The following is a 23,635-nucleotide window of genomic DNA, read 5'->3' as shown; positions in this document are numbered from 1 at the left end:
TGATCAGTGAATATATTTTGATAGACACTGTAACAAAAGTACCTAAAATAACAATTTTTGAATAAGCAATTTATGCTATCGCCATATTAAATAAGTATCATTTTCCTTATATATTTAATACAGTGAGGAATTACAAAAAAACAGCTCACAATATTATAATAGCTATGCATCTCAATAGCTGCATAGACCAACTACTGTTTTACAAACAAAACAGCATACAGATTCAGATAAGAAAAGCTGTTCCTGCTTATGTTATCCGTTTTTTATCATTAAGTCGCTGACCAAACATAAAGTGCTCAAAGGAAATTTACAAAATCACCATTTGTGCTTCAGAATATCTTTACATTTTATAAAAAATATGATATAATATAAAATAATATTGTAAGTTGTGAATAGTTAATGTCAATATTTACCTATTCGCTCTGCAAATATCACACGGAGGTAATCATCATAATGAACAGTGAACTGATCTACAGCAGGATAGCTGACGCTTTGCTGTGCGACTATTCAAGCGTTTACTACGTTAATGCAATCACAAACGAATATGTTTCCTATCAGATGGACCCGGAATTCAGGTCACTGACGACCAGCTATGAGGGTGAGAATTTCTTCGAGCAGCTGAAGATCGATGCTGCCCGTGTGGTTCACGAGGATGATCAGCCTATCTTTACCGAACATCTGCAAAAAGAAAATCTTTTGGAAGAGATGAAGAACAAAACCATGAAGAACATCGTTTACCGCCTTATGATAGACGGCAATCCTGTTTACCATTCTCTCAGGCTGATACACGGCAAAAGCACTAACGATCAGTATTTCATACTCGGAGTCACCAATGTGGATAAAGAAGTCAGGATCAAACTAGAAGCTGAAAGGCTCAGCAAAGAGAGAAAGATATACAATCAGATAGCCCAGAGCCTGGCTTCTTATTATGATACTATATATTATGTTGATGCAGAGAACGACAGCTATATAGAGTTTTCTTCCAGCACCGAATATGACGAACTGGATATCGCCAAAAACGGCTTGAAGTTTTTTGATGAATCCAAGAGAAATACGCTGAGGGTGATACACCCCGATGACAAAGACCTTGTCCTTGGAGTTCTCAGGAAAGAGTATATCATATCCAAGCTTGAAAACAAAAAATCTTTCAGCATAAAATACCGCCTTTTCCTCGGCGGAACATACAAGTACTCCCGACTATCAGTAATGTGGTCAAGTGACAGGACGCATTTCATCATAGGTGTCGAAAATATCGACGAGCAGATGAAAAAGGATATCGCCAGCCGTGAGCTTGAAAAGAAAAGCAAGACTTTCAGCCAGATACTCAATTCCCTGGCTTACAGATATGACTCGATATACTATGTTGATATAGGTTCGGGTGCGTATTCTCTGTACAGCGCAACAGGCGAATCGTGTTCACTGAAGATAATCAAAAACGGCGATGATTTTTTCACCGATGCGCCAATACTTATAAAAAAGGTAGTTTTCGAGCAGGACTTGGAAACTGTTGCGAAGACCCTTGAAAAAGTGGAACTGCTGGAAAGACTGAACAATACAGATTCATTCTCGCTGATATACCGTCAGCTGATAAACGGCAGCTACAGCTATGTGAGCCTGCGTGTGGCATGGGCAGAAGACAAATGCCATATCATAATAGGTATAGCTAACATCGACGATCAGATGAAGCGCGAGAACAAATACAAAAGTGAACTGATCTCAGCCACAGAAAAAGCAATGAACGACGAGCTGACAGGCGTTAAGAACAAGAACGCCTATCAGGAGACCGAGCGCACCCTGCAGGACGGCATCGACAGTGGAAACAGCCAGCCTTTTGCCGTGCTTATCTGCGATCTTAACGATCTGAAAGTCATAAATGATACTAAGGGGCATAAAGCAGGGGATGAATATATCCGTTCTGCCTGCCGGCTGATCTGCTGCATATTCTCGCACAGCCCGGTATTCCGCATAGGCGGGGATGAATTTGCGGTGATACTCAGAGAAAATGACTACGCTCATAAAGATGTGCTTTTCTCTGAACTCCGAAGAAAGGTAATTGAAAACCTAAACAAAGAGAGTGCTCCCGTACTGGCATCGGGACTTGCGGCATACGAACCCGACCTTCACAAAAAAGTATCGGATGTATTTGAGCTGGCTGACAGCAGAATGTACGCCAACAAAAAGGAACTCAAACAGCTTTCTCACAGATAGATACACCTTAATAAAGCGAGGTGATGATTTTTGATCAATTTCAGAATAGCTTTTTCATTCATATTCACACTTGTTGCAACAGGTCTGGGGATATGTGCTTTTCAGGCTTACAGATCCACAAAATCTACAGGCAAAGCGGTATCATTTCTCGATGCATCGCTTATCCCGCCGCTGTTGGGAAATCTGATAATAATCGGCGCTCACACCGAGACCTTAGCTAAAGTCGGTTATTATTTATACTTTCTTGGAATGGATCTGATGGTGCTGGCGCTTGTGAACTTCACATCGGCTTACTGCAGCGTGACAGGCAAACACAAAACACCTTTAAAACAGATTATCGTTCTTTTATGCATTGACACAGTTCAGATGCTGATGAATCCTTTTTTAGGTCATGCCTTCGATGTAGAACCTGTAGATGTTCAGGGTTCGGCGTATTACAGTCTTATCCCTTATATAGGACAAAGTTTTCACAGGATAGTTATCTACACAATAATGGGTGCGACTATGATGATCTTCCTTGTAATGACGATCAGAATGCCCAGGATTTACAAGGAAAAATACCTTGTGATACTTATAACGATGATAGTCACCACACTGTGGCAGACTTTCTATATATTCTCACGAACACCAATCAACCGTTCGATGATAGGTCTGGGAATATTCGGACTGCTTGCATATTACTTCTCGCTGTTTTACAGACCCCTCAAGCTTCTTGACCGTATGCTTTCAAATATAGCATCTGATATGCCGGAAGCAATGTTCGTTTTCGACCCGAATTTCAACTGCATATGGATAAATGAAACGGGTCTGAAACTCACTCAGCTTGGCACGAAAGACCTTGAAAAAGTATCAGAAAAACTGGAAGACATATTCGGAACGATACAGCACAGCAATGACGTATGGGAGGCAAACAAAGTCATAGCCACAGGTGAAAGCAAGCGGTATTATACCATTACGCTCAGGTCTTTCAATGACAGCGCCCAGAAGCTGGCAGGCTCTTTCCTGACGATACGCGATACCACGGAAGAACAGAACAAAATTCGCGCAGAACTTTACCGTTCGAACCACGACAGCCTGACAGGGCTTTATACCAAAAACTGCTTTTATGAGCAGATACACAAGACCTTACGCGAAAACGAAAGCACACGGTACTACGCCATATTCATTGATATAAAAGATTTCAAGATAATCAACGATATTTTCAGCACGGCTTTCGGCGACCGTGCCCTCATACAGCTTGCAAACGGCATACGCTCATTCATGTCCCCAAGGTGTGTTTACGGCAGGATCGGCGGTGATACTTTCGGCATTTTTATGCCTAAAGAAGAATTCAAAGCAGATGAAGTTGACAAAGCACTTTCAAACTTCATTGTAAAAGATGGTCAGGTAGAATACCATATCTTTGTGCATATGGGAGTTTATGAGCTTTCCAATGAAGATTCGGACGTGCCGATGATGTTCGACAGAGCTCACCTTGCCATATCCACAATAAGCGATGATTATAACACACATATCGCCTATTATGATAAAAAACTACGTGAACAGGTGCTGTGGAATCAGCAGATATCTGCATCTCTGACAGAAGCGATAGAAACTATGCAGCTGAGACCCTATCTCCAGCCCATAGCGGACGCTGATGGAAATGTTATCGGTGCAGAAGCTCTCGCAAGGTGGATACATCCCGAAAAGGGCTTTATGCCGCCATCTTCCTTTATACCCGTTTTCGAGAAGAACGGTATGATAGTTGAGCTGGACAAGCATATGTGGAGATGCGCCTGCAGTATACTGCAAAAATGGAAAGACAGATTCCCCGTATTGTTCATATCAGTGAATATTTCGCCGAAAGATTTCTATTTTACGGACGTTGTCTCGGATATTATGTCTCTCGTAAAAGAATACGGCATCTCCCCTGCTGATCTAAGGATAGAGATAACCGAGACCATCATGATGACCGATGCAGAAGAAAAGATGAAGCTTCTGGCAAAATTCAGGGAAGAGGGCTTCATAGTTGAGATGGACGATTTCGGCAGCGGATATTCCTCGCTGAACCTGCTGAAAGATATGCCTGTTGACGTGCTTAAGATAGATATGAAATTCCTGTCATCAACGGATAACAAGAACCGTTCGGAAACCATAGTGCGAAATATCCTGCGGCTGACAAATGAGCTGGGCATCGATTCTCTGACAGAGGGCGTGGAGACAGAAGTTCAATATGAAAAGCTTTCGCAAATGGGCTGCAAGATGTTTCAGGGATACTATTTCGCGAAGCCTATGCCTGTAGAGGAATTTGAGAAATTCGCGGCTAAAGGAGCAAAAAGATGAGCCAAAAGAACAAGACTCCGTTCACAGCGGTGGAGTACGATATGAACGTAAGAAAAGTGATACCGATGTACGATATCATCTACGACCAGATATTCGACCTTATAAAGACAGTTTCCCCAAATGAAAAAATATCACTGCTGGATACGGGCTGCGGCAGCGGAAATCTAGGGGCGCGTGCAGTGACAGACCTTGTACTTTCCGAGCTTGTGCTGTGTGACCCATCACAGGATATGCTGAACATAGCAAGATCAAAGATCTCTGATAAGAAATGTCAATTCAGACAGATAGGCTCAGAAAAGCTAGACTATGAAAATCATTTCGATGTTGTGACCGCTATACAGTCCCACGGTTATTTTGACCGTGAGGGTCGGGAAACGGCGGTAAAAAACTGCTATCATGCGCTGAAAAAGGACGGGCTTTTCATATGTTTCGAGAACACTGCACCCTTTACAGAGACAGGCAGAGATATAATGCTCAGCCGCTTGGAAAATTACGGCAGGATTGCGGGCAGAAGCGAAGAGGAAGTAAGAGCCCACAGTGCAAGATACGGAACAAATTTCTTTCCGCTGACGATACAAGAGCATATAGAGTTACTGAATAAAACCGGTTTCTCCTGTGCGGAGATCTTCTGGCATTCCTATATGCAAAGCGGATTCTACGCTATAAAGCGTTGACAAATCTTTTTAAATATGTTATGATATCATCTGTGAGCATACTATACGTCAGCGGAAGCGGCAACGCTTATGAGGAAAGTCCGGGCATCACAGAGCAGGATAGCTGATAACGTCAGCCGAGGGCGACCTCCGAGCCAGTGCAACAGAGATATACCGCCGCAGAAATGCGGTAAGGGTGGAAAGGCGGGGTAAGAGCCCACCGGAGTGACAGAGATGTCACTGCCATGTAAACCTTATCCGATGCAACACCAATGGCGGCCGAAAGGTCAATGGCTGCTCGTCAGACCCGAAGCCGTAGGTGGCTTGAGCTGTGCGGCAACGTACAGCCTAGATAGATTGACGTACACGACAAAACCCGGCTTACAGGTAAGCTCATGCCCCGCTTCGGCGGGGCTTTTTATTTGAAAATCCTTGACAAACGCAGGAGTTTCGACATATTGATCTCATAAACACCATGCAGGAACACCTGCATTATCAGGATATGGAAATTTGCGGGGCAAAAAATTGTCCTTTTAACTAAATTTGGCAAGGGTTTAACGCTAAAATTTCACTTGACATAAGTGGTGGCGGGGTGTATAATTAATATGTGCATCTGTGGGAACAACCATTTGACGCGAAAGGAAATGAACAATGAAGATTTATAAGCTCGCCGCTGTGCTGACAGCTGCAGTGCTGGCATTTTCATGCACAGCTTGCAGTCAGAAAAATAGCAAGAAAAGCAAATCGGCGAAAAAACATAAAACAAGCAGTATCGTTGGCAACGAAAGCGCTGCGGACGAAATAGTTACAGACGGTGAGGCTGATTCTGTCACATCGCAGGACGGTGTACATATCAAGCAGGCTTATGATCTGCTTAAGAGCGATCAGTACCGCATAAAATTGACTTATACTGATGCTTCGGGAAATGAGACCGAGATCACAAGGCTCAAAGACGGTGATAACTACTACGAGCTCCAAACCAATGAGATCGGCACCAGCGGATTTATAACCGTTGACGGAACATCTTACGATTTCGATAACGTGTGCGGTATTTACCGCAAAAAGAATTCGGCTGTCCCAGTAAGTGTTATCGAAACAGTTGTGGAGCAGGATCTACCCGCTACCGATACCCATATCAATGCCGAGGACGCTAAGATCTATGATGTGGAAGAATACACCTATACAGGCGGTTCTTATATCACCGTTATGGATTTTTATTTCGATAAGGAAACGGGACTTCCCGCCAAGTATACGACTACTTATATGGTCGAAGCTGTAAACGGCGACGAGGGCATGACCGAGACAAGGACTATCAATGAGATATCCTATGGTTCCGAAGATGAACTGCTGACCACTGACGGTCAGACCAAGACTGTTGACAAATCGGTCTTTGATCTGTCGTTCTTATCAGGCCTTGTGGATTTCGGCGTGATGACCCCTGAACAGAAGCTGGGCTACTGCCAGGCGATATTTGTCACCAGCGGTGTAAGCGCTGAAGAACTTTCTTCTGCCGCAATGAATGACGAAAAACTGAAAAATATATCCTATGAGGAACTGACTTCGCTGGTATACACCTACGGAGACAAAATCTGAGAGGGATCCCGATATAATGAATATCTTGAAATTATTGCACCCCAAGGCGTGCATAGAATATCTTTACAATGACTGCACTGCAAGGCAGACCCTTGAAAAAATGAAGAACCACGGTTATTCCGCCGTGCCTGTCATCGACAGAGAGGGCAGGTTCGTCAAGACAGTATCCGAGGGCGATTTTCTGAGGTTCATGGTAGAAAAAGGGTTGTATGATATCCGCGAGATGGAAAACTTCCCGCTGGAAAAGATACCGCCTAAAGTCAATATGCGACCCGTGAACGTTTCTTCTACAGTGGAGGATCTGATACTTCTGAGCATGGATCAGAACTTTGTTCCCGTTATCGATGACAGAGGCATATTCATCGGTATCGTCACAAGGAAGGACATACTGGGCTATTGTTATCAGACCATCATGCAGCAGGACAGCAGCGAAACTACGACCGAAGAGGTTTAAAATAACAGAATTACTGAAAGGAATGGTAAGGAGAAATGAAGAACAGTAACCGTAAGGGCGGCGCCGCAGTTGTCGCTCTGCTGGTAATGATCATCATTGTGGCAGTAAGCTGCGCACTGATGGTAGTTACAGGCAGAAAGACCATCAAGCCCAACGAAAGTGTGAGCACACCGATATCCGAATTGGATGACAGCACCACCACAGAAGAGGAAACGATCAGCGTAGACGATCTGTCAGATCTTATCCCTGAGCCCACGCCATCGATGCTCCCCGCTAAATCAGACAAGTATGAAACAGTAAATCTGAAAGATATCACCTGCTCAAAAGGTATTCTGCTGGACTGCGAATCCAACGAGATACTGGCAGGCGTAAAGTACAACGAGAGAATCTATCCCGCATCTCTGACAAAGCTCATGACCCTGCTTGTAGCTGTTGAAAATATCGATGATATGAACGCCAAGTACAAGTTCACCAAAAAGGACATCGAGCCCCTGCAGGAAGAAAACGCAAGCTGCGCAGGCTTCGTGGCAGGCGATGAAGTTACTATGGAAGATCTGCTTTATGCAGCTATTCTCCCCAGCGGCGCTGACGGCACTATCGGTCTGGCAAACGCTATCGCCGACAACGAAAAGAACTTCGTGAAGCTGATGAACGCCAAGGCAGCAGAGCTGGGTCTTACCGATACCAATTTTGCAAATGCAAGCGGTCTGCACCACAAGCAGCACTACACCACAGCTCAGGATATAGCAGTTATCACAAAAGCCTGCATGGAAAACAAGATCTGCCGCAAGGTTCTCTGCACCAAGACATGGACAACCAAGCCCACAAAGGAATATGAAGACGGCATCGAGCTGGACAGCATCTTCCACTCACGTTTTGACGGCTACTTCGTAGACGTTGATCAGGACGGCAGCGGTGACGCAAAGATCCTCGGTGGTAAGACAGGCTTCACAGATGAAGCAGGCTACACCCTCGCAACTGTAGTAGAGTACAAGGGCAAGGAGTATATCTCTGTTACCACAAAGAGCGATACATACTTTGATTCCGTTGAAGATTCAATACTCATCTTTGAGAACTATCTGCCCGGCGCAGTTGGTACTCCCGATGACCGCAAGGAAAAGGAAGAAGATTCCAGCAGCAGTGACGAATCCGAGGAAGAAGAGAACGAAGGCACATTCATCACCCTCAAGGAAAAGGACAACAGCAGCAAGAGCGATGATGATGACGATGATAGTTCATCAAGACCGGTACCCGACGAGGACGTTGAAGCATAAAAATTATTTGTCCGAGAACTGATGTTCTCGGACATTTTTTATATCCCGAAGAGATAGTATAATATCACAGAAAATACACATTAATGTGTTATCATATAACGATGAGATGCACGCCGATATTTGGATTAACAGGCAGCATTTACGACAACAATATTATTATGCGAGGAGAGTTTGCATGGTCGAAAAACTTGGCGTATGCAATGATATATGAGTAAACATAAAAACAGCACCACAGCCTTTCGCGTGGCACTGGGCGGCATATGTGCGGCAGTTTGTCTGCTTTTGATGTTCAGCAGTTCTTTCCTGCCGGGACTAAGCTATGCCATACCCGTGTTTGCAGGCGTGCTGATGGTCGTGATGATAGTTGAGACTGACAGCAAATGGGCGATAGCCGATTACTGCGCAGTTAGTCTGCTGTGCATATTCATCACGCCGAATTTCGAGGCTTCCCTGCTGTTCATACTGTTCATGGGCTATTACCCGATACTGCAGTTCTGGCTTTCAAAAAAGAAAAGCAAACTGTTCCAATGGGCAGTCAAGCTGGCAGTATTCAATGTGGCGATAGTAATATACTACAATCTCTTCAAGTTCATATTCGTATCGGTGGATATGCTTGAGGGAACCGAGTTTCTTGGAAAATACGCACTTCCTCTGCTGTGGGCCGAGGCGCAGATATGTTTCCTGGTATACGATAAATTCCTATCACTGACAATAGACGTTTACATAAACTGGTTCCGCAAAAAGATACTGCGGAGAAAATGATCTGTTTTGGAGATAAGCAGAATGAAAGAAGAAAAAAAACAACACCTGACCGAAGAGCTACATCACATCAGGGAAGAGATAGAGATAAAAAAAGATGCCCTGCACGAACACAGAAAACGACGAAACAAACGTCGCGTACAGATAATCACGGTTATAGTGATACTTGTACTGCTGACAGTGGCAACTCTTGCGTCTATTCCTCTTATTAGAGCACTACGCACCGAAGAGGGCATGGACAAGCTGAAAGAAACTCTTGAAACAAAATATTCAGGCTTTGAAAGTATGCTGATATTCACGCTTATACAGGCAGTACAGGTGATAATCGCGGTTATCCCCCCGGTGCAGATAATCGGCGGTGTACTATTCGGCTGGTTCATAGGATTCCTGCTATCCTTCGGCGGGACGATGCTTGGCACCTTCGTAATATTCATGATGGTAAGCAAATTCGGCAAACCGCTGGTGGAAGCTTTCGTCGATGAAAAGCACCTGAAGAAATACAAGTTTCTGGAGGACGAGGCAAAGCTGATAAAGGTACTGGTGATACTCTACCTTATACCGGGCGTTCCAAAGGATATAATATCCTATATCGTTCCCCTGACCAAGGTCAAGCGCAGAGACTTTTTCATGTATGTCATGCCATGCCGTATCCCGGCGATACTCATGTCAACGACGCTGGGCAGCAACGCGATAGACGGAAATTTCAAAACTGCTCTCTGCATTGTATTCGCAGCGATAGTACTTGCAATATTCGGTTTCCTGTTTAAAGACCCGATCGTAGAAAAGCTGAACAAGCACAAACACAAGTCATAAATATAAGGCACTATCACAAACGATAGTGCCTTTTATCATACTTGAAATTACTTGGGGTAAACGAATCTCTTGTTCTCGGTGAGGTCTTCTAGATAGCGTTTGATGTAGTACTTTGCCATGTTCAGATTCTGCTCGGAATAGTTTCCGCACTCCTCAGGCTTTGCACCGGGGATATCGCCCTCAAAATCCAGAATGAACTTGCACATATCCACGATAGTGCCATAAACACTATCGGAGGTCTGAGCACCGAAGAATATCACATAAAAACCTGTACGGCAGCCCATAGGTCCAAAGTAGACGATATCGTCCTTGACGGGACAGCTGCGGAGAAAAGTCGCACCTAGATGCTCTATAGTGTGCATGGCGGGAGTATCCATGACAGGCTCGCGGTTGGGAGCAGTCATTCTCATATCAAAAGTTGTGGTCACAGCCTCGCCCTTGCAATCTCTGCGGGACACATAAAGTCCGGGGAAAAGGTCGAGGTGATTCACCTGAAAGCTTGCAATAAGTTCCATAATTATCCTCCTTTAGTTCTTCTCAGCGCCAAGCTTTTTAAGAAAGCTGACAAGTATATCCAGCTCAGCCTTTGCAGCCTTTGCAAGGGACTGAGCGTAATCGTTGTGGGAATCATCATCGCCGTTATCTGAGACAGTCCTCAGTACACAGAAAGGCACTTCGTTGACATAGCATACGTGACCTATAGCTCCGCTCTCCATCTCACAGATTATGGCGTTGAATTCGCTCCTGAGTTCATCTCTCTTAGCACTGCTGTTAACAAAGCAGTCACCCGATGCAATAACGCCATTTTCGTTCCTGACGCCAAGTTCATCAGCGGCAGATGCAAGCAGATCAACACAGTGAGTATCACAGTCAAAATAAACCTTGTTTATGCCTGAGATAAGTCCCTTGGGGTCGCCAAAAGGAGTGGTGTCCATATCATGCTGAACGACAGCGTAAGCAATACCGGCATCGCCGATATCCAACTTGTCCGTCAGCGAGCCACCGACACCTGCATTAATGATGACATCGGTCTTGAATGTTACTATCATAGCCTCAGCGCAGATTGCCGCAAATACCTTTCCGATACCGCATACAGCAGCAACAACGTTCATCCCGAAAAGCTCACCGTATACAAACTCTATCCCGCTGACTGTATAAGTGCTGCCGTCTTTAAGCAGCCCTTTTATTGCATCGACTTCGGGCTTCATCGCACCGATAACGCCGACTGTATATAGATCCTTGTTTTTGAACATGATAACCTCCGTGAATTAAAAATATCGCAGCGGCAGTTCCCTGCCTAAAAACTGCAAACCAACGAAAATATTATATCACATCTCGCCCCCAAAGTCAATCATCACAGATAGAACCATGCTGTTTAAGAAAAAATGTCCAACAGCTGTTTAAGAAAAAAATGTCCCCCGCCCTTGACAAATCAGATGAAATGTGCTATATTATTATATGGTGGAAACCATTGGGCGAATGGTTTTAAGGCGAGGACAAATTATAGGATAGAGGGCTGCTGCGTGGCGGCCCTCTTTTCTCTTAAACGGAGGTACATAAATGAACAAAAAGGAAATAGCCGAGATCAAGAAAAATTTCAGCGACGACTGCAATTTCTTTACGATAAACCGCGTCGTTACCGCATTTGTTGATGCTGAAAAAAACATAAAATGCAAGACCAACCAGCTTTACAATATCATGCCCCAGGACGAGAGCGAGCTTATCCTTGCAAACCTGAAAAAGACACTCAGCGGCAAGATAGGTTCAAATCTGCTGGAATATCCTTTCCCGAAAAATGCAATACTCGAAGGCGGTCAGCAGCAGTTTCTGTGGGGCGTGCTGAAAAGCAAGCTTGCAGACGAGGAGATAGTTGACAACTTCCTGAATACCATAGTTGAAAAGGTGGAGTATGTTTCGACTTACAGCATATTCACCGCCCACTGCACTTACTCGGTGCTGAAAAAGACAAAGATGGACGAGATAGATGAGGACAGCGATTCTTCTGACTACAGCTTCATAATCACTGCTATATGTCCTGTAAATCTGCGTATAGACGGTCTTATCTACAACGAGGAGCAAAACGCTATCGCCAAGAAAGAAAGCACTGACAGGATAATCGAGCTCCCTACGGACGGCTTCCTGTTCCCGCTTTTCAATGACCGTGCTCCCGATGTGAACGGCGTGCTTTATTACACAAAGAACGCAAAAAAGCCCAACACTTCCATGATTGAGGAATTGCTTGGCTGTGAGTTCACCATGACTGGTCAGAACGAAAAGGAAGTTTTCCACTCCATACTCGGCAAAGTTGTAGGCGATGAACTTGATTACAACATGATAACCAAGGTCAACGACAAGATACAGAATTACATCGACCAGACTTCTCACGAGACTGAGATAGCCACCATCGACAGCCAGAAGATGAATTCCATACTGTGGGAGGCTGGCGTAAGTCAGGAAAAGCTTGCCGACCTTGACAGGGTATTCGAGCAGGCTACCGACAAGAAGCCACTTACCGCTGTGAACCTTGTGGAGACAAAGACTGTTGTTTCAGTGCCCAGCATAACCGTTAATATCGGTAAGGGCGGTGCTGACAAGGTAAAGACCCAGATGATAGGCGGCAGAAACTGCCTTGTGATAGCTCTTGATGATCCCGAGATATCAATAAACGGTCTTGAGATGCGCTTTGTGGATAAAAAGCCCGCAAACGCCCCCGCACAGCCTGCACCCGCCGAAGAAATGCCACCCGCACCCGTTAGCGACACTTCCGATGACGACAATGCAGCACCTTTCTGACAAAAAACACAAACCGCAGGAACAAAAAATCCCTGCGGTTTTTTCGTTATTCAGAATAGTTCTCTATCCGTCAGATATTCTCGGGAGGAGCGCTGAATGAATACTTGATGCACTCAGGTTCCTGAAGCTCCAGTACCTCGAAAATACCGTCACCCACGCTGTACAGACCGCTCACCTGAGGGCACTGCTCCAGAAAAGCCGCTCTTACTTCATCGCTGTCAAGATTAACAACATCAGCTGTGAGCCTTATCCATTCCATCTCGCCACACATACCGCTTATCTCGACCCTGCTGTGACGTATCATTTCCTTGAAGCACTTCTTCTGGTTGCTTGTGCATATACAGGTCTTGCCGTCGATCTCAGCCACCGCACCGAAAGGGCGTACATGGGGATCTCCGTTGGCATCTGTAGTAGCGATGTAGAACACGCCTACCTTTTTCAGCATTTCTGTAATTTGTTTCATTCAAAACACCTCCGTTTATTTTATCAGATGATTTATCTGATATTATCATCCTATAACTTCGTAATTCTCCGCAGCATTTTCCTTTTTAACGTATTCGGTGACATTCAGCACCTTTACCTTGATAGGACGCTGACCAAGACCGATCTCGATGATATCGCCGATCTTCACATCATACGAAGCCCTTGCAACCTTGCCGTTGACCATTATCCTGCCCTCATCGCAGGCTTCATTTGCAACGGTGCGGCGCTTGATTAGTCTTGTGACTTTAAGATATTTATCTAACCTCATGAGTCCTCCTAAAAATAAAAGGCGGACAATCTGCCCGCCTTAAAAAGCATATATTACTTCTTGTCAACGACTGCCTTGAGAGCGCTGCCTGCCTTGAATGCGGGTACCTTTCTTGCAGGAACGTCAACAGGAGCCTTGGTAACAGGGTTCATAGCTACCTTAGCAGCTCTGTCTCTAACCTCGAATGTACCGAAACCAACGAGAGTAACCTTCTCGCCATTCTCCAGAGCGCCAGTAATGGAATCAAGAACTGTTGCCAGAGCCTTGTCAGCCTCCTTCTTGGAATAGCCGCCCTTCTCTGCGATAACATTGATAAGTTCTGCCTTGTTCATTTTTTAAAACCTCCAAAAATTTTTATCCTTAACGAACAATTGCTTATTCATTAATTTCCTTTATATGAGTACAGCTCTTCAGCTGATACTTCCGCTATATCTGCGCTGTGCTTTTCAAGATCTTCAAATCTCTTTACAAAGCTTTTGCAGCTGTCCGCCAGACATTCCTCAGCATCACAGTCGAGTCTTCTTGCAAGATTAGAGCACAGGAAAAGCAGCTCGCCTATCTCGCCTGAAGCGTCCTCTTCTTTCTGATCTGCCAGCTTAACTCTGTTAAGTGCGGACTCGATAGCCGCATACAGATCAAGCTCAGTGCCGTCCTCTTCGGACTTTTCAAAATCCACCCCTGCCCTTGCAGCTCTCTTGCCGAGCTTCTGCGAACGCATAAGTGCGGGGAAATTCTTCGGAACGCTCTTCAAAGTGTCTGTGAAGCTCTCCTGTCCCTTGGTATCCTTTTTGATGGAATCCCAGTTACTGAGAACCTTGTCAACGGTATCCGCCTGAACATCACCGAATACGTGAGGGTGACGGATTATCAGCTTCTGACAAAGCTCTGTGATAACATCTTCAAGTACGAAATGATCTTTCTCATCTTCAAGTACCACATGGAATATCACCTGTAAAAGTACATCGCCAAGTTCCTCCCTCATCATCTCGGGAGAATCAAAGTCGATAGCTTCCATGACTTCATAGACCTCTTCAAGCAAGTCCTTTTTTATACTGCTGTGAGTCTGCTCCTTATCCCACGGACAGCCCTTCTCCTGATCACGCAGAACCGTTACCAGATCAACAAGATCATCCATGTTGTAGCGCTCCTTTTTAGGAAGGCTCTCAATAAGTTCATCAACAGACTTTTTTTCCAAAATACTCACCTCACAGCCCGCATCCCCGATATATCTCACAGGGGTGCTTTAATATAATACCTCAATTTCGGAAAAAAAGCAAGTGATTTTTTCAATTTTTTTTGAAAAAACTCCGTTTGCATTGTTTTTCGGCATTTCGCACAAGTTTTTTTATAAATAAAGTACAAAAATTCCTCTTGACAAACCTATCCTGAGACCCCGAAAGGGGCGTTTTTTTCGGCTTTGCGTGACCTCCTCAAACATCTGGTCACAATACTGTCATCAAATAAAAGTGCAAAAGAAGTCAGGCAAACTATTCCACCGCCTAAAATACCACCCAAGGCGCATAGTTTTTCACTGATGTCCAGCCTTCTAAGCGCATCGCAGAAAAGTCTTGCGGACACCGCACACATCACACCTGCATACAAAGGTCTTAAACAAAGCTCTAAGATACCGATCTCAGAACCCGTCAGCCTGCTTATGGTGATTAGTGCGGCGGCACAAACAAAGAAACTCCGCACAAGTTCGGAGACTGCCGCACCATTAAGTCCCCAAAGAGGTACAAGAGCGATATTCAGCCCCAGCTTAATCGCCGCCCCTGCAAGCATTATGGTAGTCACACGCGATGGTTTTCCAAGTGCCTGAATTACAGTAAAACATGGCAGAGCCATAGCACAGCCCACAACGGATATCCCAAGTATAATCAAAGGCTGCTGTGCTGCAATACATTCCAGTTTTCTCCCTGAAAACAGAAGTTCAAGAACTTCAGAAGACATAGCAGACATACCTAGTCCGCAGGATATAGCAGCAGTGGCAGAAAGTGTCAGCATACGCCGCAGATCACGTGTCAGACTTGATCTATCGTGCCTTGCAAGACTTTCGGTCATTGATGGCAGTGCGCTTTTTCCAAGCATTGCAGTCAGCGTAGGCACAAGACCGTAAAGCATGACAGCCATTCCCTCGTATGAGCCGTACAGAAAATTCGGGAGTTCACTTTTTGAAATCTCAGCAAATTCAACATAATTCTGTGGGAACCTGCTTATCGCCAATCCAAGACATTTCGGCAGTGTAAGCATATCAAGCATACCGGTCAGTGTAGTGACCACCGCTGCCGCCGCTATCGGGAATGAAAGCAAGACCAGTTCTTTTGCATGATATCTGCGGTTTTCGGTGACAGGGTCGGCTGAAATCATTTCATCGGTCAGACCATCACCGTGAATAGCTGTAAAAATCAATAATCCGACACAGGCAAGGCAGGAAGCCGCCGTTGAACCAATAACTGCCCCAGCCGCTATAAAAGGCAGTGCCGCTTGTTCTGCCTGTGATGAGGTTTCACATACTATTCCGAAGACAGCACCGCTTTCTGCAAAGCTTTCTTCCGCCACATTCTTTATGTATACCGCCAGTCCAAGACCAAGCCCCAATCTGAAAACAGTTTCAGCTATTTCTGAAAATGCCGTTGGCAGCATATTGCCAAGACCTTCATAATACCCCCTCTCCACATTCATCACCCCGCAGAAAAGCACTGAAGGTGCAAGACAGTACAGCGCATAACGAATACTTACGACTCCTGTACCAAACCATACCACCGCATACAAACAAATACAGACGGTCAAACTCGTAAGCGTATATACAATCAGCGCAGTGCGCCTTTGTCGTCTGAGGTCTGCATACCTGCCAAGTGCGGCTTTTTCGGCTGTAAGTTTTGCCATAGCAGGACATATCCCCGCCGCTGCAAGTGCAAATACAGGCGTGAACACCGAAAACGCCGCGGAGAAATATCCCATTCCTGTGCCGCCCAGTATGTTCGCCAGTGGAACTTTGTAAACAAGCCCCAGCACTTTTGTTATCGCCACCATTCCCACCAGTATGGCACTGCCTTTCAGAAAGCCCTGTTTCTTCATAACATACCCCCTCATTACGGATATTCGGCTTTTTCATACTATGCTTAAAATCACAAATTTATGCCGTTGCGCAAATTTTAAATTTTTACTTGACAAGTGGTTAACAATATGATATAATAATTTAGTAAGCCGCTGTGGTGGAATAGGCAGACACAAGGGACTTAAAATCCCTCGCTGGCGACAGCGTACCGGTTCAAGTCCGGTTAGCGGCATAGGTTCAGGGCACGAGTTATTCTCGTGCCTTTTTATTTTACGAAAAAAGACATTTCTCTTTTCCTGAGAAATGTCTTTTGCTTTTTCTTCTATTTAATAGCATGCCACCGATTTCACTCTTGGTTACCGCGTTCAACTATCAGGGCTGAATTCTCAAATATCCTGCTCAGAACTTCACCCACTTTTTCAAACATTTTCAGGCAAGCATCGGGCTCCTTGAAAAGAAAACTGATGCGAAGCTCTATCCTCTCGACATCGGGATATTTTTCCTCGTACTGTTTTGAATCTATGTACCACAGATAGGTGTTCAGCTTTTGCCTCAGAAGTTCAAAATGCCCTGCTGCGTCAGACCAGTCCATACCGTCAGCCAACTGGAGTATCAGCATTTTCGTTTTTTCATTGTAAGCCGCACCGTCAATGGTATCTGTGTTTTCGATATTGTATTTATTATCCATTTTTGTATCTCCTTCACGAAAAGCAGGAGAACGCCGCCGCGTCTCCTGCGCTGTTTAAATATTCGGAATAAACTCGTTTTTTTCGCCGTTGATCTCGATATAGTATCTTCCGTCACCGACTTTGAAATTCTCGCCCTCAGCCGATGTGATATTATCAAGATTTGAGTACAGGTTGATCTTTACATCGACATTTCGGCAGTCAAAATCTGTAGTGCCCTTTGTTCCGCCGAAAACATAAGCATTTTGTCCGCCCGCAACAACGTTCATCGACATATTGTGAAGCTTGACTTTGCTGTCCTTGTAAAGCGAACCAAGCACTGCCAGTTCATCCGAGCGCACATCTGAAACAAAATTGGAATTATCAATCGTGACATTCGCGTTGCCGCCAACAGAACCTACGCATACTGTTTCCTTGCCGCTGGTAATACCCTTGAAACTCATACCGTGCAGCAGGAGCTCAGCGTCAGCATCACGGCTGCCGATAACCGCACCTTTCAGGCAGGTGCTGATGACCTGCATACCGCAGTTTCTTATATCAAGATCGGTATTACCGGTAAGCGAACCGATTACAACTCCGTTGTTGCTGTTCATCGTTATATCGTAAACGCCTTGGTGGATATCTATTTCACCGCCCAGCCCTGAACCTATGCAGGTCCCCTGCTGCCCGTAAGCCTCAATAATAAACTTTACATTCGCGCTGAAACTCAGCCTACCGTGGCGCTTATCTATGGGTCCGCCTATGCCGTAGAATGAGGAATCATGAACATCTATTGCCATAGAGCCCACGCCCGTGAAGGTAAGTTCCGAGCTTTCGGGAACGATTATACCGCCGTTGTGCAGGAAACAATCACCGAACACGGATATCTCCGCTTCACAGTTCTCGCCAATCTCAATGCAGGGACGGTTCTTCGTGTTGGAAAACTGTACGCTTTCAAGTGTCACCCTGCCTTTAAAACCGCTGTCGATATCGAGATGGATATTGGTGTTCAGCGCTGAACTTCCAACTATGGTGATATCGCTCTTTTCATCCGACGGGAGTATACGTATACACTTGTATCCGTGCCTTTTGATCTTATCAAGCAACACTCTCTCAGAACCTTCTACCCTGTAAACATGGGTGAGCTTTCCATCCTGACGCTGCTGCTGATAGCGCTTTATCTCCTGCTTTATCTCGTAGGGTATAGAAGTTATGAGCTCAGGAGAAGGTCGTGCGGTGTAATAGCCCTGAATAAGGTCAACGCCCATGAGTATCACTGTTTTCATTTCAAGACCTGTTTCAACGCCCTCAGCAAGGGCAAGTATGTTATTATCGTGACAGAATTCGATTATATCACGGACAAAATGCCGCTTTCTGGGGTCGCTGTTTATCTCGCTCAACAGCGAGCGGTCTATCTTCACGAAATTAGGCGTGTATCTCAGCAGATTGCGCACATTTGAATATCCCGTGCCGTAGTCGTCAACAGCTATCCTGATATTCATGTTGCGGTACCTGTCTTTCATCCTGCCAAGCTGTATCTCATCGGCCTCAGCACTTTCTGTTAGTTCCACTACAGCAGAATCAGAATTTCTGCTGAGAAGCTTACTTATCTTTTCAGCGTCAGATTCACCCAGACGAACATTTGGTATACTATTTATAAAAACTGCCTTGCTGCCAAGCTTGTCCTTCTGACTTTCAATTATATTAAGCACATTTAAGAAGGTGGCTTTTTCAATATCTTCAAGTCTGTCACTAAGGCCTGCGTATTTAAGTATGTGATAAGGTGTTATGGAAGGATCGGCGGCTGAACGCATAAGTGCTTCATAGGAAAATATCTCGCCGTCAATTGCGCTGACTATCGGCTGAAAATAATATTTCAGAAGATTTCCGTTGATTATCTCCTCTACCTTTTGAAGCTCCGATTTTTCGTTGTCTGTCAGACAAGCGATACGCCGCGATCTCAGCGCATCTCTGTTTTCAGCGTCAACAGCGAGCATCTTTCCACCGAGACGGTACAGCTGGACTTTCAGCTCGGATATGTCCTTATCGCCGAAACAGCGTACACCTTCCTCTATAACATTTTCAAGATCAGCCTCACTGCGCACAGCAGACAACTCACCGAAAAGTTTCGCAAGTGCAGCAATATCTTTTTTGTTCATACACGCCCTCCTTTCTTGTCACACTTTGTTTCAGGATTTATTATATTTTAACAGAAAAATATATAAATGTCAATATCAATCTATTAATATTATAAAATTATAAACTATAAAAGCACAATATTCGGTGAGAATTTCGGCAAAATGTTAACACAACTTAAAGCTGTCCGCAAAAAATACCTTGTAAATTTCAAACGCATTTCTTTCGGGATAATTTTTATAAAATCATCATTTTCAGCGCTTATTGTAACTAAAATGATGTTTGTTAATTTCTAACATTTGTCTAAATCAACAAAATTGGTTCATAACCCTTGACGAGGACGTTTTTTTGTGCTAAAATATGCAAACGAGAGAAGTGAAGAGTTATAAAGTAAGATTGTGAACCGAAAATTTTTAGTAAGTCGAGATGAGAGAGAGAGTTTCACAGGAGATGATTATATGAACAAAAACGAACTTATGATGAATCACCCGAGTGTTGAACCCGACTGTTTCAGGAGAGGAAAACTGCGTATCCACGCGAAAAAAACAGACGAGCTCAAAGGCATAACAGAGATATACATTAAAGCACTGAGTGAAATAGGCGCATGGGATCTTGCAACTAAGAAATTAAACAAGAGCAAGGTCGACATAGTAAGCTTCAAGTACAACGGCACCATCGCTTTCATGCACGCAATATCAAAGCTTCGCTTCCCTGCAAGGTATACTGTCAGCACCGAGTGGGACATATGACCTTGGTTAAATATTGCGCGTGTCTAAAAATTTTGGAGAGATATCGGGCTTAAAATACCGTAGGTGTAAAGGCACCTGCGGTATTTTCATTACTGACTTATGCTTTACTTTTGAAGAAAAAAGTGGTATAATTGTCAAGTGCAGCCTAAACGTGTATCTGATATAAACTAACTTTTGTTTTGTTATAAAATGAACCTGTTTATTTCCTAGTTTCTGCTTATATATTTTATTAGAATAACTTATTTTTACCAAAATATTAAATTGAGAATTGTTGCACAGTTCAAGGAAATGCATTTTTACATTAGCGTATAAAACGTTGGAATTATTTTCCTGTAATATTTTTATACAGCACAATATCATTATAACAATGTTTCTTATTTATTTCAGGAGGAACCCTACTGATGTTTGAAAAATTAATTGAAATGGACGAACAGCTTCTGCTTTGGATACAGGAAAAGCTTCGTTTCGATGCCCTTACACCTTTTGTAAAAGCTATAACCCATTCTGCTGACGGCGGAGCCATAATGATAATCGCCACGCTTATACTCATGATAATACCAAAGACCCGCAAACTTGGATTTTTGTGTGGTGCAGCTCTGGTAGTCAATACCCTGATATGCAATGTGATACTGAAAAATCTGGTGGCGCGTGTACGACCGTATGAAGTTGTTGACGGACTGAAACTCATCATCGGCAGGCAAAACGACTGGTCATTCCCCTCCGGTCATTCCTCGGCAGGATTTTCCATGAGCACGGTTTTATTCCGTGAGACCCCGAGAAAAATAGGCATACCGGTGCTGATTTTCGCACTGCTGATATCACTGTCGCGGCTTTACGTCGGTGTACACTACCCCACTGATGTCATCTGCGGTATTATACTCGGTGCACTGACAGGATTCTTCACCTGCACAGTTTACCACCGCGCAATCGCAAAAAATCAGATCCGTCTGCACAGAGCCGAACCTGTAACCCAAAAGTAAAACATGTCAGCCCCGAGGGATTTTCCCAGGGGCTTTTTCATTATATCAGAGAATCGCATACTTATGATGTCCAAAAAATCCATTTCTTTTTACCTGTACTTAACTTCATCGTATTGCTTTTTTTTAACAAATGTTGTATAATGTCAATATACATTTACCGTCAACTGATGTACCGCAGGAGGTGTTCCCCTTGAAAAAGCGCAAAATATTCGGAGTTGTTGCCGCAAATGCCGCTGATACGGAACAACGCGAGATACTCAGAGGTATCATAAAAAAAGCACAGTCGATGAATATTGACATTGCGGTGCTCTCAAATATCTATAATCCGATGGTAACAGATGAAGTATTCAAAACCGAGAACAAGATCTATAATCTTATTCGTTCCGACGAATACGACGGCATAATACTGTTGTCCGAATCTATCATAAACCCCGATATCCGAAAAATACTTGTAGAAGAACTTCAGAAAAAAGACCAGCCCATGGTGGCTGTCGGTACAGAACTCCCGGATTTTGACCTGCCCGCTTTGCAGTATATCAACACCTCCGACGAGACGGATATCGAGGATATCTGCGACCACCTTATAGATGTCCACAGCTTTAGTGATATCCATATCCTCACCGGCAATTTTGAGCTTTCCGTTTCCCATAAAAGGGTGGAAGGCTACAGGCGCTCACTTGAAAAACACGGAATACCATTTGATGAAAAAAAGGTGTTTTTCGGCGATTTCTGGATGATATCGGGTCACGCCCAAGCCAAGAGGTATATCAATGGTGAGCTCTCCTATCCCGAAGCGCTCATCTGCTGCAACGATTATATGGCTTACGGTCTGCTCGATGAATTTCTCGAATGCAGTATCGATATAAACGATAAAATGTCAGTTATCGGCTATGAGTATATCCGCGACAGATACCGCCATGTTCCTCTGCTGACTACTTTTCAGCGAAACAGGTATGCTCTTGGCATAATGGCTGTTGAACTTCTTACCGAGAAAACAGCGTACAAAGCCCACAGCCTTTTGTCCGAGACACCCAGAGGTCAGATAATCTGCGGAAACACCTGCCCCTGCAAAGCCAGAATAACCGATATACGCTCCGATTTCAAGACAGCTCAGCATAAGAACAGGTATGATTTTCTCGATCTTTTCAATCAGCTTGAACACAGCCTTATCGAGTGCAGGAACATTGCCGAATTTGTAAAGAAGATACATGAATTCAGTTCGCTGATACGTGACGTTGACAAGCTGTATATGTGCCTTTATGAGAACTGGTATGATACTTCTCCAAATTCCGCTAATATGGTGAGCTACAATCTTCTGCATGACGAGGAGCCTTTCGTTTTTTACAAAAACAACATCTCTGCCGTTTTCAGGAATGAAGCCGCGCCATACTATTTCTGTCCGCTTTTCTTTTCCGACAGAGAACTCGGATACGTAGCACTGAGTTTCCGCGGTCCCGATACTTTCGACCATTTCTTCCGAAACTGGCTGAAGACCGTTGCTAACTGTCTGGAATTTCTCCGCATGAAGAACGATATAAAATTCTATCTGCAATGTCAGGACATCTCCGAAGAACGCGAACCTCTGACGGGTATGCTGAACGAGAACGGTCTGAGAAAAGTCTACCTTAACGCCGATAAAAGCAATCTTTGCCTTGTGGCACTAAGGATAGGAACTATCCGCACCTACCCATACAGCGCTTCACAGAACGAGCAGATAAATTCTTTGCTTGATGCTGCAGAGGCTGTGCGGGAGTTCAGCGGAAACCATATCTGCGGCAAGATCAACGAGGACACTTTCTTCTGCCTAATGCGGGATATCCCCGATACTGATGTGCTTACCAAGCAGCTTTCCGCAGTGATGCTGCACCACACTGCTTACATGAAAATAAATGGTCTTGATTCCTATGTCTGCGTTGCCATTCCCTGTGAGAACAATGACTATGTTCAGCTGAAAGAGAAATGCTTCGCCAAAATGGCTGAAATGACCGATATGTTTTCATCAAGGCGCACAAAGCCACACTATAAGAAGCTCAACAAACTACGAACACAGTTCTATAATGACCCGCTCATCACCTTTGATTCTGAGGAGATCTACTCACGCTTTAAAGGAAGCGCAGGATATCTGCGAACCATATTCCGCAAATGCTACGGTTTCACTCTGCACGATGACTGCATAAACGCCCGCATAGCGGCGGCAAGGTACTACATCACCATGTCGAATCTTTCAAATGCCGAGATTGCTGAAAAGTGCGGCTATAAAGACCTCAAATACTTCCTGCGGCAGTTCCAGCAGGTAAGCGGATATACCGTCCTGAAATACCGCTCCATGTGGTCTTATACAAAACAATAATACAACCAGGGAGACTGTAAAAAACGGTCTCCCTGATTTTTGCCTATAAAACAGAAGAAAGAATAACATTGAACAAA

General features: G+C 44.4%; 21 protein-coding genes, 1 tRNA gene and 1 other RNA gene. 14 read left to right on the top strand and 9 right to left on the bottom strand.

Going from position 1 to position 23,635, the window contains the following annotated elements; all coding sequences use genetic code 11:
• Window positions 1-453 precede the first annotated feature (453 nt).
• From BMY75_RS14615 to BMY75_RS14575, 9 genes are all read left to right on the top strand, one after another.
• Window positions 454-2,208 carry a GGDEF domain-containing protein gene (locus BMY75_RS14615; protein ID WP_074835176.1) on the top strand — a complete coding sequence of 585 codons (1,755 nt, stop codon included), beginning with the start codon at window positions 454-456 and terminating at the stop codon, window positions 2,206-2,208.
• A gap of 30 nt (window positions 2,209-2,238) precedes the next feature.
• Window positions 2,239-4,530, top strand: coding sequence for an EAL domain-containing protein (locus BMY75_RS14610; protein WP_074835174.1), 2,292 nt, complete (start codon window positions 2,239-2,241; stop codon window positions 4,528-4,530).
• Window positions 4,527-5,204 carry a class I SAM-dependent methyltransferase gene (locus BMY75_RS14605; RefSeq protein WP_074835172.1) on the top strand — a complete coding sequence of 226 codons (678 nt, stop codon included), beginning with the start codon at window positions 4,527-4,529 and terminating at the stop codon, window positions 5,202-5,204. The genes BMY75_RS14610 and BMY75_RS14605 overlap by 4 nt, the downstream gene beginning before the upstream one ends.
• Window positions 5,205-5,237: 33 nt before the next feature.
• Window positions 5,238-5,583: RNase P RNA component class A (gene rnpB / locus BMY75_RS14600), an RNA gene on the top strand.
• A 251-nt stretch (window positions 5,584-5,834) separates the two neighbouring features.
• Window positions 5,835-6,776, top strand: a complete 942-nt coding sequence (locus tag BMY75_RS18090) for a hypothetical protein (RefSeq protein WP_074835171.1) — start codon at window positions 5,835-5,837, stop codon at window positions 6,774-6,776.
• Window positions 6,777-6,792: 16 nt separating this feature from the next.
• Entirely contained in the window at window positions 6,793-7,230 is a 438-nt protein-coding gene (locus BMY75_RS14590; RefSeq protein WP_074835169.1) for a CBS domain-containing protein, read from the top strand.
• Window positions 7,231-7,265: 35 nt separating this feature from the next.
• Window positions 7,266-8,504 carry a D-alanyl-D-alanine carboxypeptidase family protein gene (locus BMY75_RS14585; protein WP_074835167.1) on the top strand — a complete coding sequence of 413 codons (1,239 nt, stop codon included), beginning with the start codon at window positions 7,266-7,268 and terminating at the stop codon, window positions 8,502-8,504.
• Between the two features lie 207 nt (window positions 8,505-8,711).
• The gene (locus tag BMY75_RS14580) at window positions 8,712-9,266 is read left to right on the top strand and encodes a YybS family protein (RefSeq protein ID WP_074835165.1); all 555 of its coding nucleotides are present in this window, start codon (window positions 8,712-8,714) and stop codon (window positions 9,264-9,266) included.
• A 21-nt stretch (window positions 9,267-9,287) separates the two neighbouring features.
• Window positions 9,288-10,076: a TVP38/TMEM64 family protein gene (locus BMY75_RS14575; protein WP_074835163.1), complete on the top strand. Its 789-nt coding sequence runs from the start codon at window positions 9,288-9,290 to the stop codon at window positions 10,074-10,076.
• 47 nt (window positions 10,077-10,123) lie between these two features.
• Here the strand turns inward: BMY75_RS14575 and BMY75_RS14570 are convergent, their stop codons facing one another.
• A complete protein-coding gene (locus BMY75_RS14570) occupies window positions 10,124-10,591 on the bottom strand; it encodes an S-ribosylhomocysteine lyase (protein ID WP_074835161.1) in 468 nt (155 codons plus the stop codon).
• A gap of 12 nt (window positions 10,592-10,603) precedes the next feature.
• Window positions 10,604-11,329, bottom strand: coding sequence for a 5'-methylthioadenosine/adenosylhomocysteine nucleosidase (locus BMY75_RS14565; RefSeq protein WP_074835159.1), 726 nt, complete (start codon window positions 11,327-11,329; stop codon window positions 10,604-10,606).
• Window positions 11,330-11,636: 307 nt separating this feature from the next.
• Here BMY75_RS14565 and BMY75_RS14560 point away from each other — a divergent pair, with 307 nt between their 5' ends.
• Complete coding sequence (locus BMY75_RS14560; protein ID WP_074835157.1) at window positions 11,637-12,869, top strand: DUF4317 domain-containing protein; 1,233 nt, start codon at window positions 11,637-11,639, stop codon at window positions 12,867-12,869.
• A 70-nt stretch (window positions 12,870-12,939) separates the two neighbouring features.
• On the opposite strand, the gene BMY75_RS14555 is transcribed toward BMY75_RS14560, so the two are convergent.
• The 5 genes from BMY75_RS14555 to BMY75_RS14535 all read right to left on the bottom strand — a co-directional run bounded on the left by BMY75_RS14555 (window position 12,940) and on the right by BMY75_RS14535 (window position 16,698).
• Window positions 12,940-13,332, bottom strand: coding sequence for a pyridoxamine 5'-phosphate oxidase family protein (locus BMY75_RS14555; protein WP_074835155.1), 393 nt, complete (start codon window positions 13,330-13,332; stop codon window positions 12,940-12,942).
• Window positions 13,333-13,377: 45 nt separating this feature from the next.
• Complete coding sequence (locus tag BMY75_RS14550) at window positions 13,378-13,620, bottom strand: RNA-binding S4 domain-containing protein (protein ID WP_013498253.1); 243 nt, start codon at window positions 13,618-13,620, stop codon at window positions 13,378-13,380.
• Window positions 13,621-13,673: 53 nt separating this feature from the next.
• A complete protein-coding gene (locus tag BMY75_RS14545) occupies window positions 13,674-13,952 on the bottom strand; it encodes an HU family DNA-binding protein (protein WP_013498254.1) in 279 nt (92 codons plus the stop codon).
• A gap of 50 nt (window positions 13,953-14,002) precedes the next feature.
• Entirely contained in the window at window positions 14,003-14,815 is an 813-nt protein-coding gene (gene mazG / locus BMY75_RS14540; RefSeq protein WP_074835153.1) for a nucleoside triphosphate pyrophosphohydrolase, read from the bottom strand.
• Window positions 14,816-15,000: 185 nt separating this feature from the next.
• Complete coding sequence (locus tag BMY75_RS14535) at window positions 15,001-16,698, bottom strand: oligosaccharide flippase family protein (RefSeq protein WP_074835150.1); 1,698 nt, start codon at window positions 16,696-16,698, stop codon at window positions 15,001-15,003.
• A 128-nt stretch (window positions 16,699-16,826) separates the two neighbouring features.
• On the opposite strand from BMY75_RS14535, the gene BMY75_RS14530 reads away from it, so the two are divergent.
• Window positions 16,827-16,910, top strand: a tRNA-Leu gene (locus tag BMY75_RS14530).
• Window positions 16,911-17,024: 114 nt separating this feature from the next.
• On the opposite strand, the gene BMY75_RS14525 is transcribed toward BMY75_RS14530, so the two are convergent.
• Together BMY75_RS14525 and BMY75_RS14520 are read right to left on the bottom strand one after the other, a co-directional pair.
• On the bottom strand, window positions 17,025-17,366 hold the full coding sequence (locus BMY75_RS14525; protein WP_074835146.1) for a DUF6572 domain-containing protein: 342 nt from the start codon (window positions 17,364-17,366) through the stop codon (window positions 17,025-17,027).
• A 54-nt stretch (window positions 17,367-17,420) separates the two neighbouring features.
• Window positions 17,421-19,502: an EAL domain-containing protein gene (locus tag BMY75_RS14520; protein WP_074835143.1), complete on the bottom strand. Its 2,082-nt coding sequence runs from the start codon at window positions 19,500-19,502 to the stop codon at window positions 17,421-17,423.
• Window positions 19,503-19,937: 435 nt separating this feature from the next.
• Between BMY75_RS14520 and BMY75_RS14515 the strand changes: the two genes are divergently transcribed.
• From BMY75_RS14515 to BMY75_RS14505, 3 genes are all read left to right on the top strand, one after another.
• Window positions 19,938-20,228 carry a hypothetical protein gene (locus tag BMY75_RS14515; RefSeq protein ID WP_074835140.1) on the top strand — a complete coding sequence of 97 codons (291 nt, stop codon included), beginning with the start codon at window positions 19,938-19,940 and terminating at the stop codon, window positions 20,226-20,228.
• A 401-nt stretch (window positions 20,229-20,629) separates the two neighbouring features.
• The gene (locus tag BMY75_RS14510) at window positions 20,630-21,208 is read left to right on the top strand and encodes a phosphatase PAP2 family protein (RefSeq protein WP_074835135.1); all 579 of its coding nucleotides are present in this window, start codon (window positions 20,630-20,632) and stop codon (window positions 21,206-21,208) included.
• A 190-nt stretch (window positions 21,209-21,398) separates the two neighbouring features.
• Window positions 21,399-23,558, top strand: coding sequence for a substrate-binding domain-containing protein (locus tag BMY75_RS14505; protein WP_074835132.1), 2,160 nt, complete (start codon window positions 21,399-21,401; stop codon window positions 23,556-23,558).
• Window positions 23,559-23,635: the final 77 nt, after the last annotated feature.

The sequence above is a fragment of the Hominimerdicola alba genome (assembly GCF_900109655.1).
Classification (GTDB): domain Bacteria; phylum Bacillota; class Clostridia; order Oscillospirales; family Ruminococcaceae; genus Hominimerdicola; species Hominimerdicola alba_B.
This window is presented reverse-complemented; position numbering and strand designations above follow the sequence as displayed.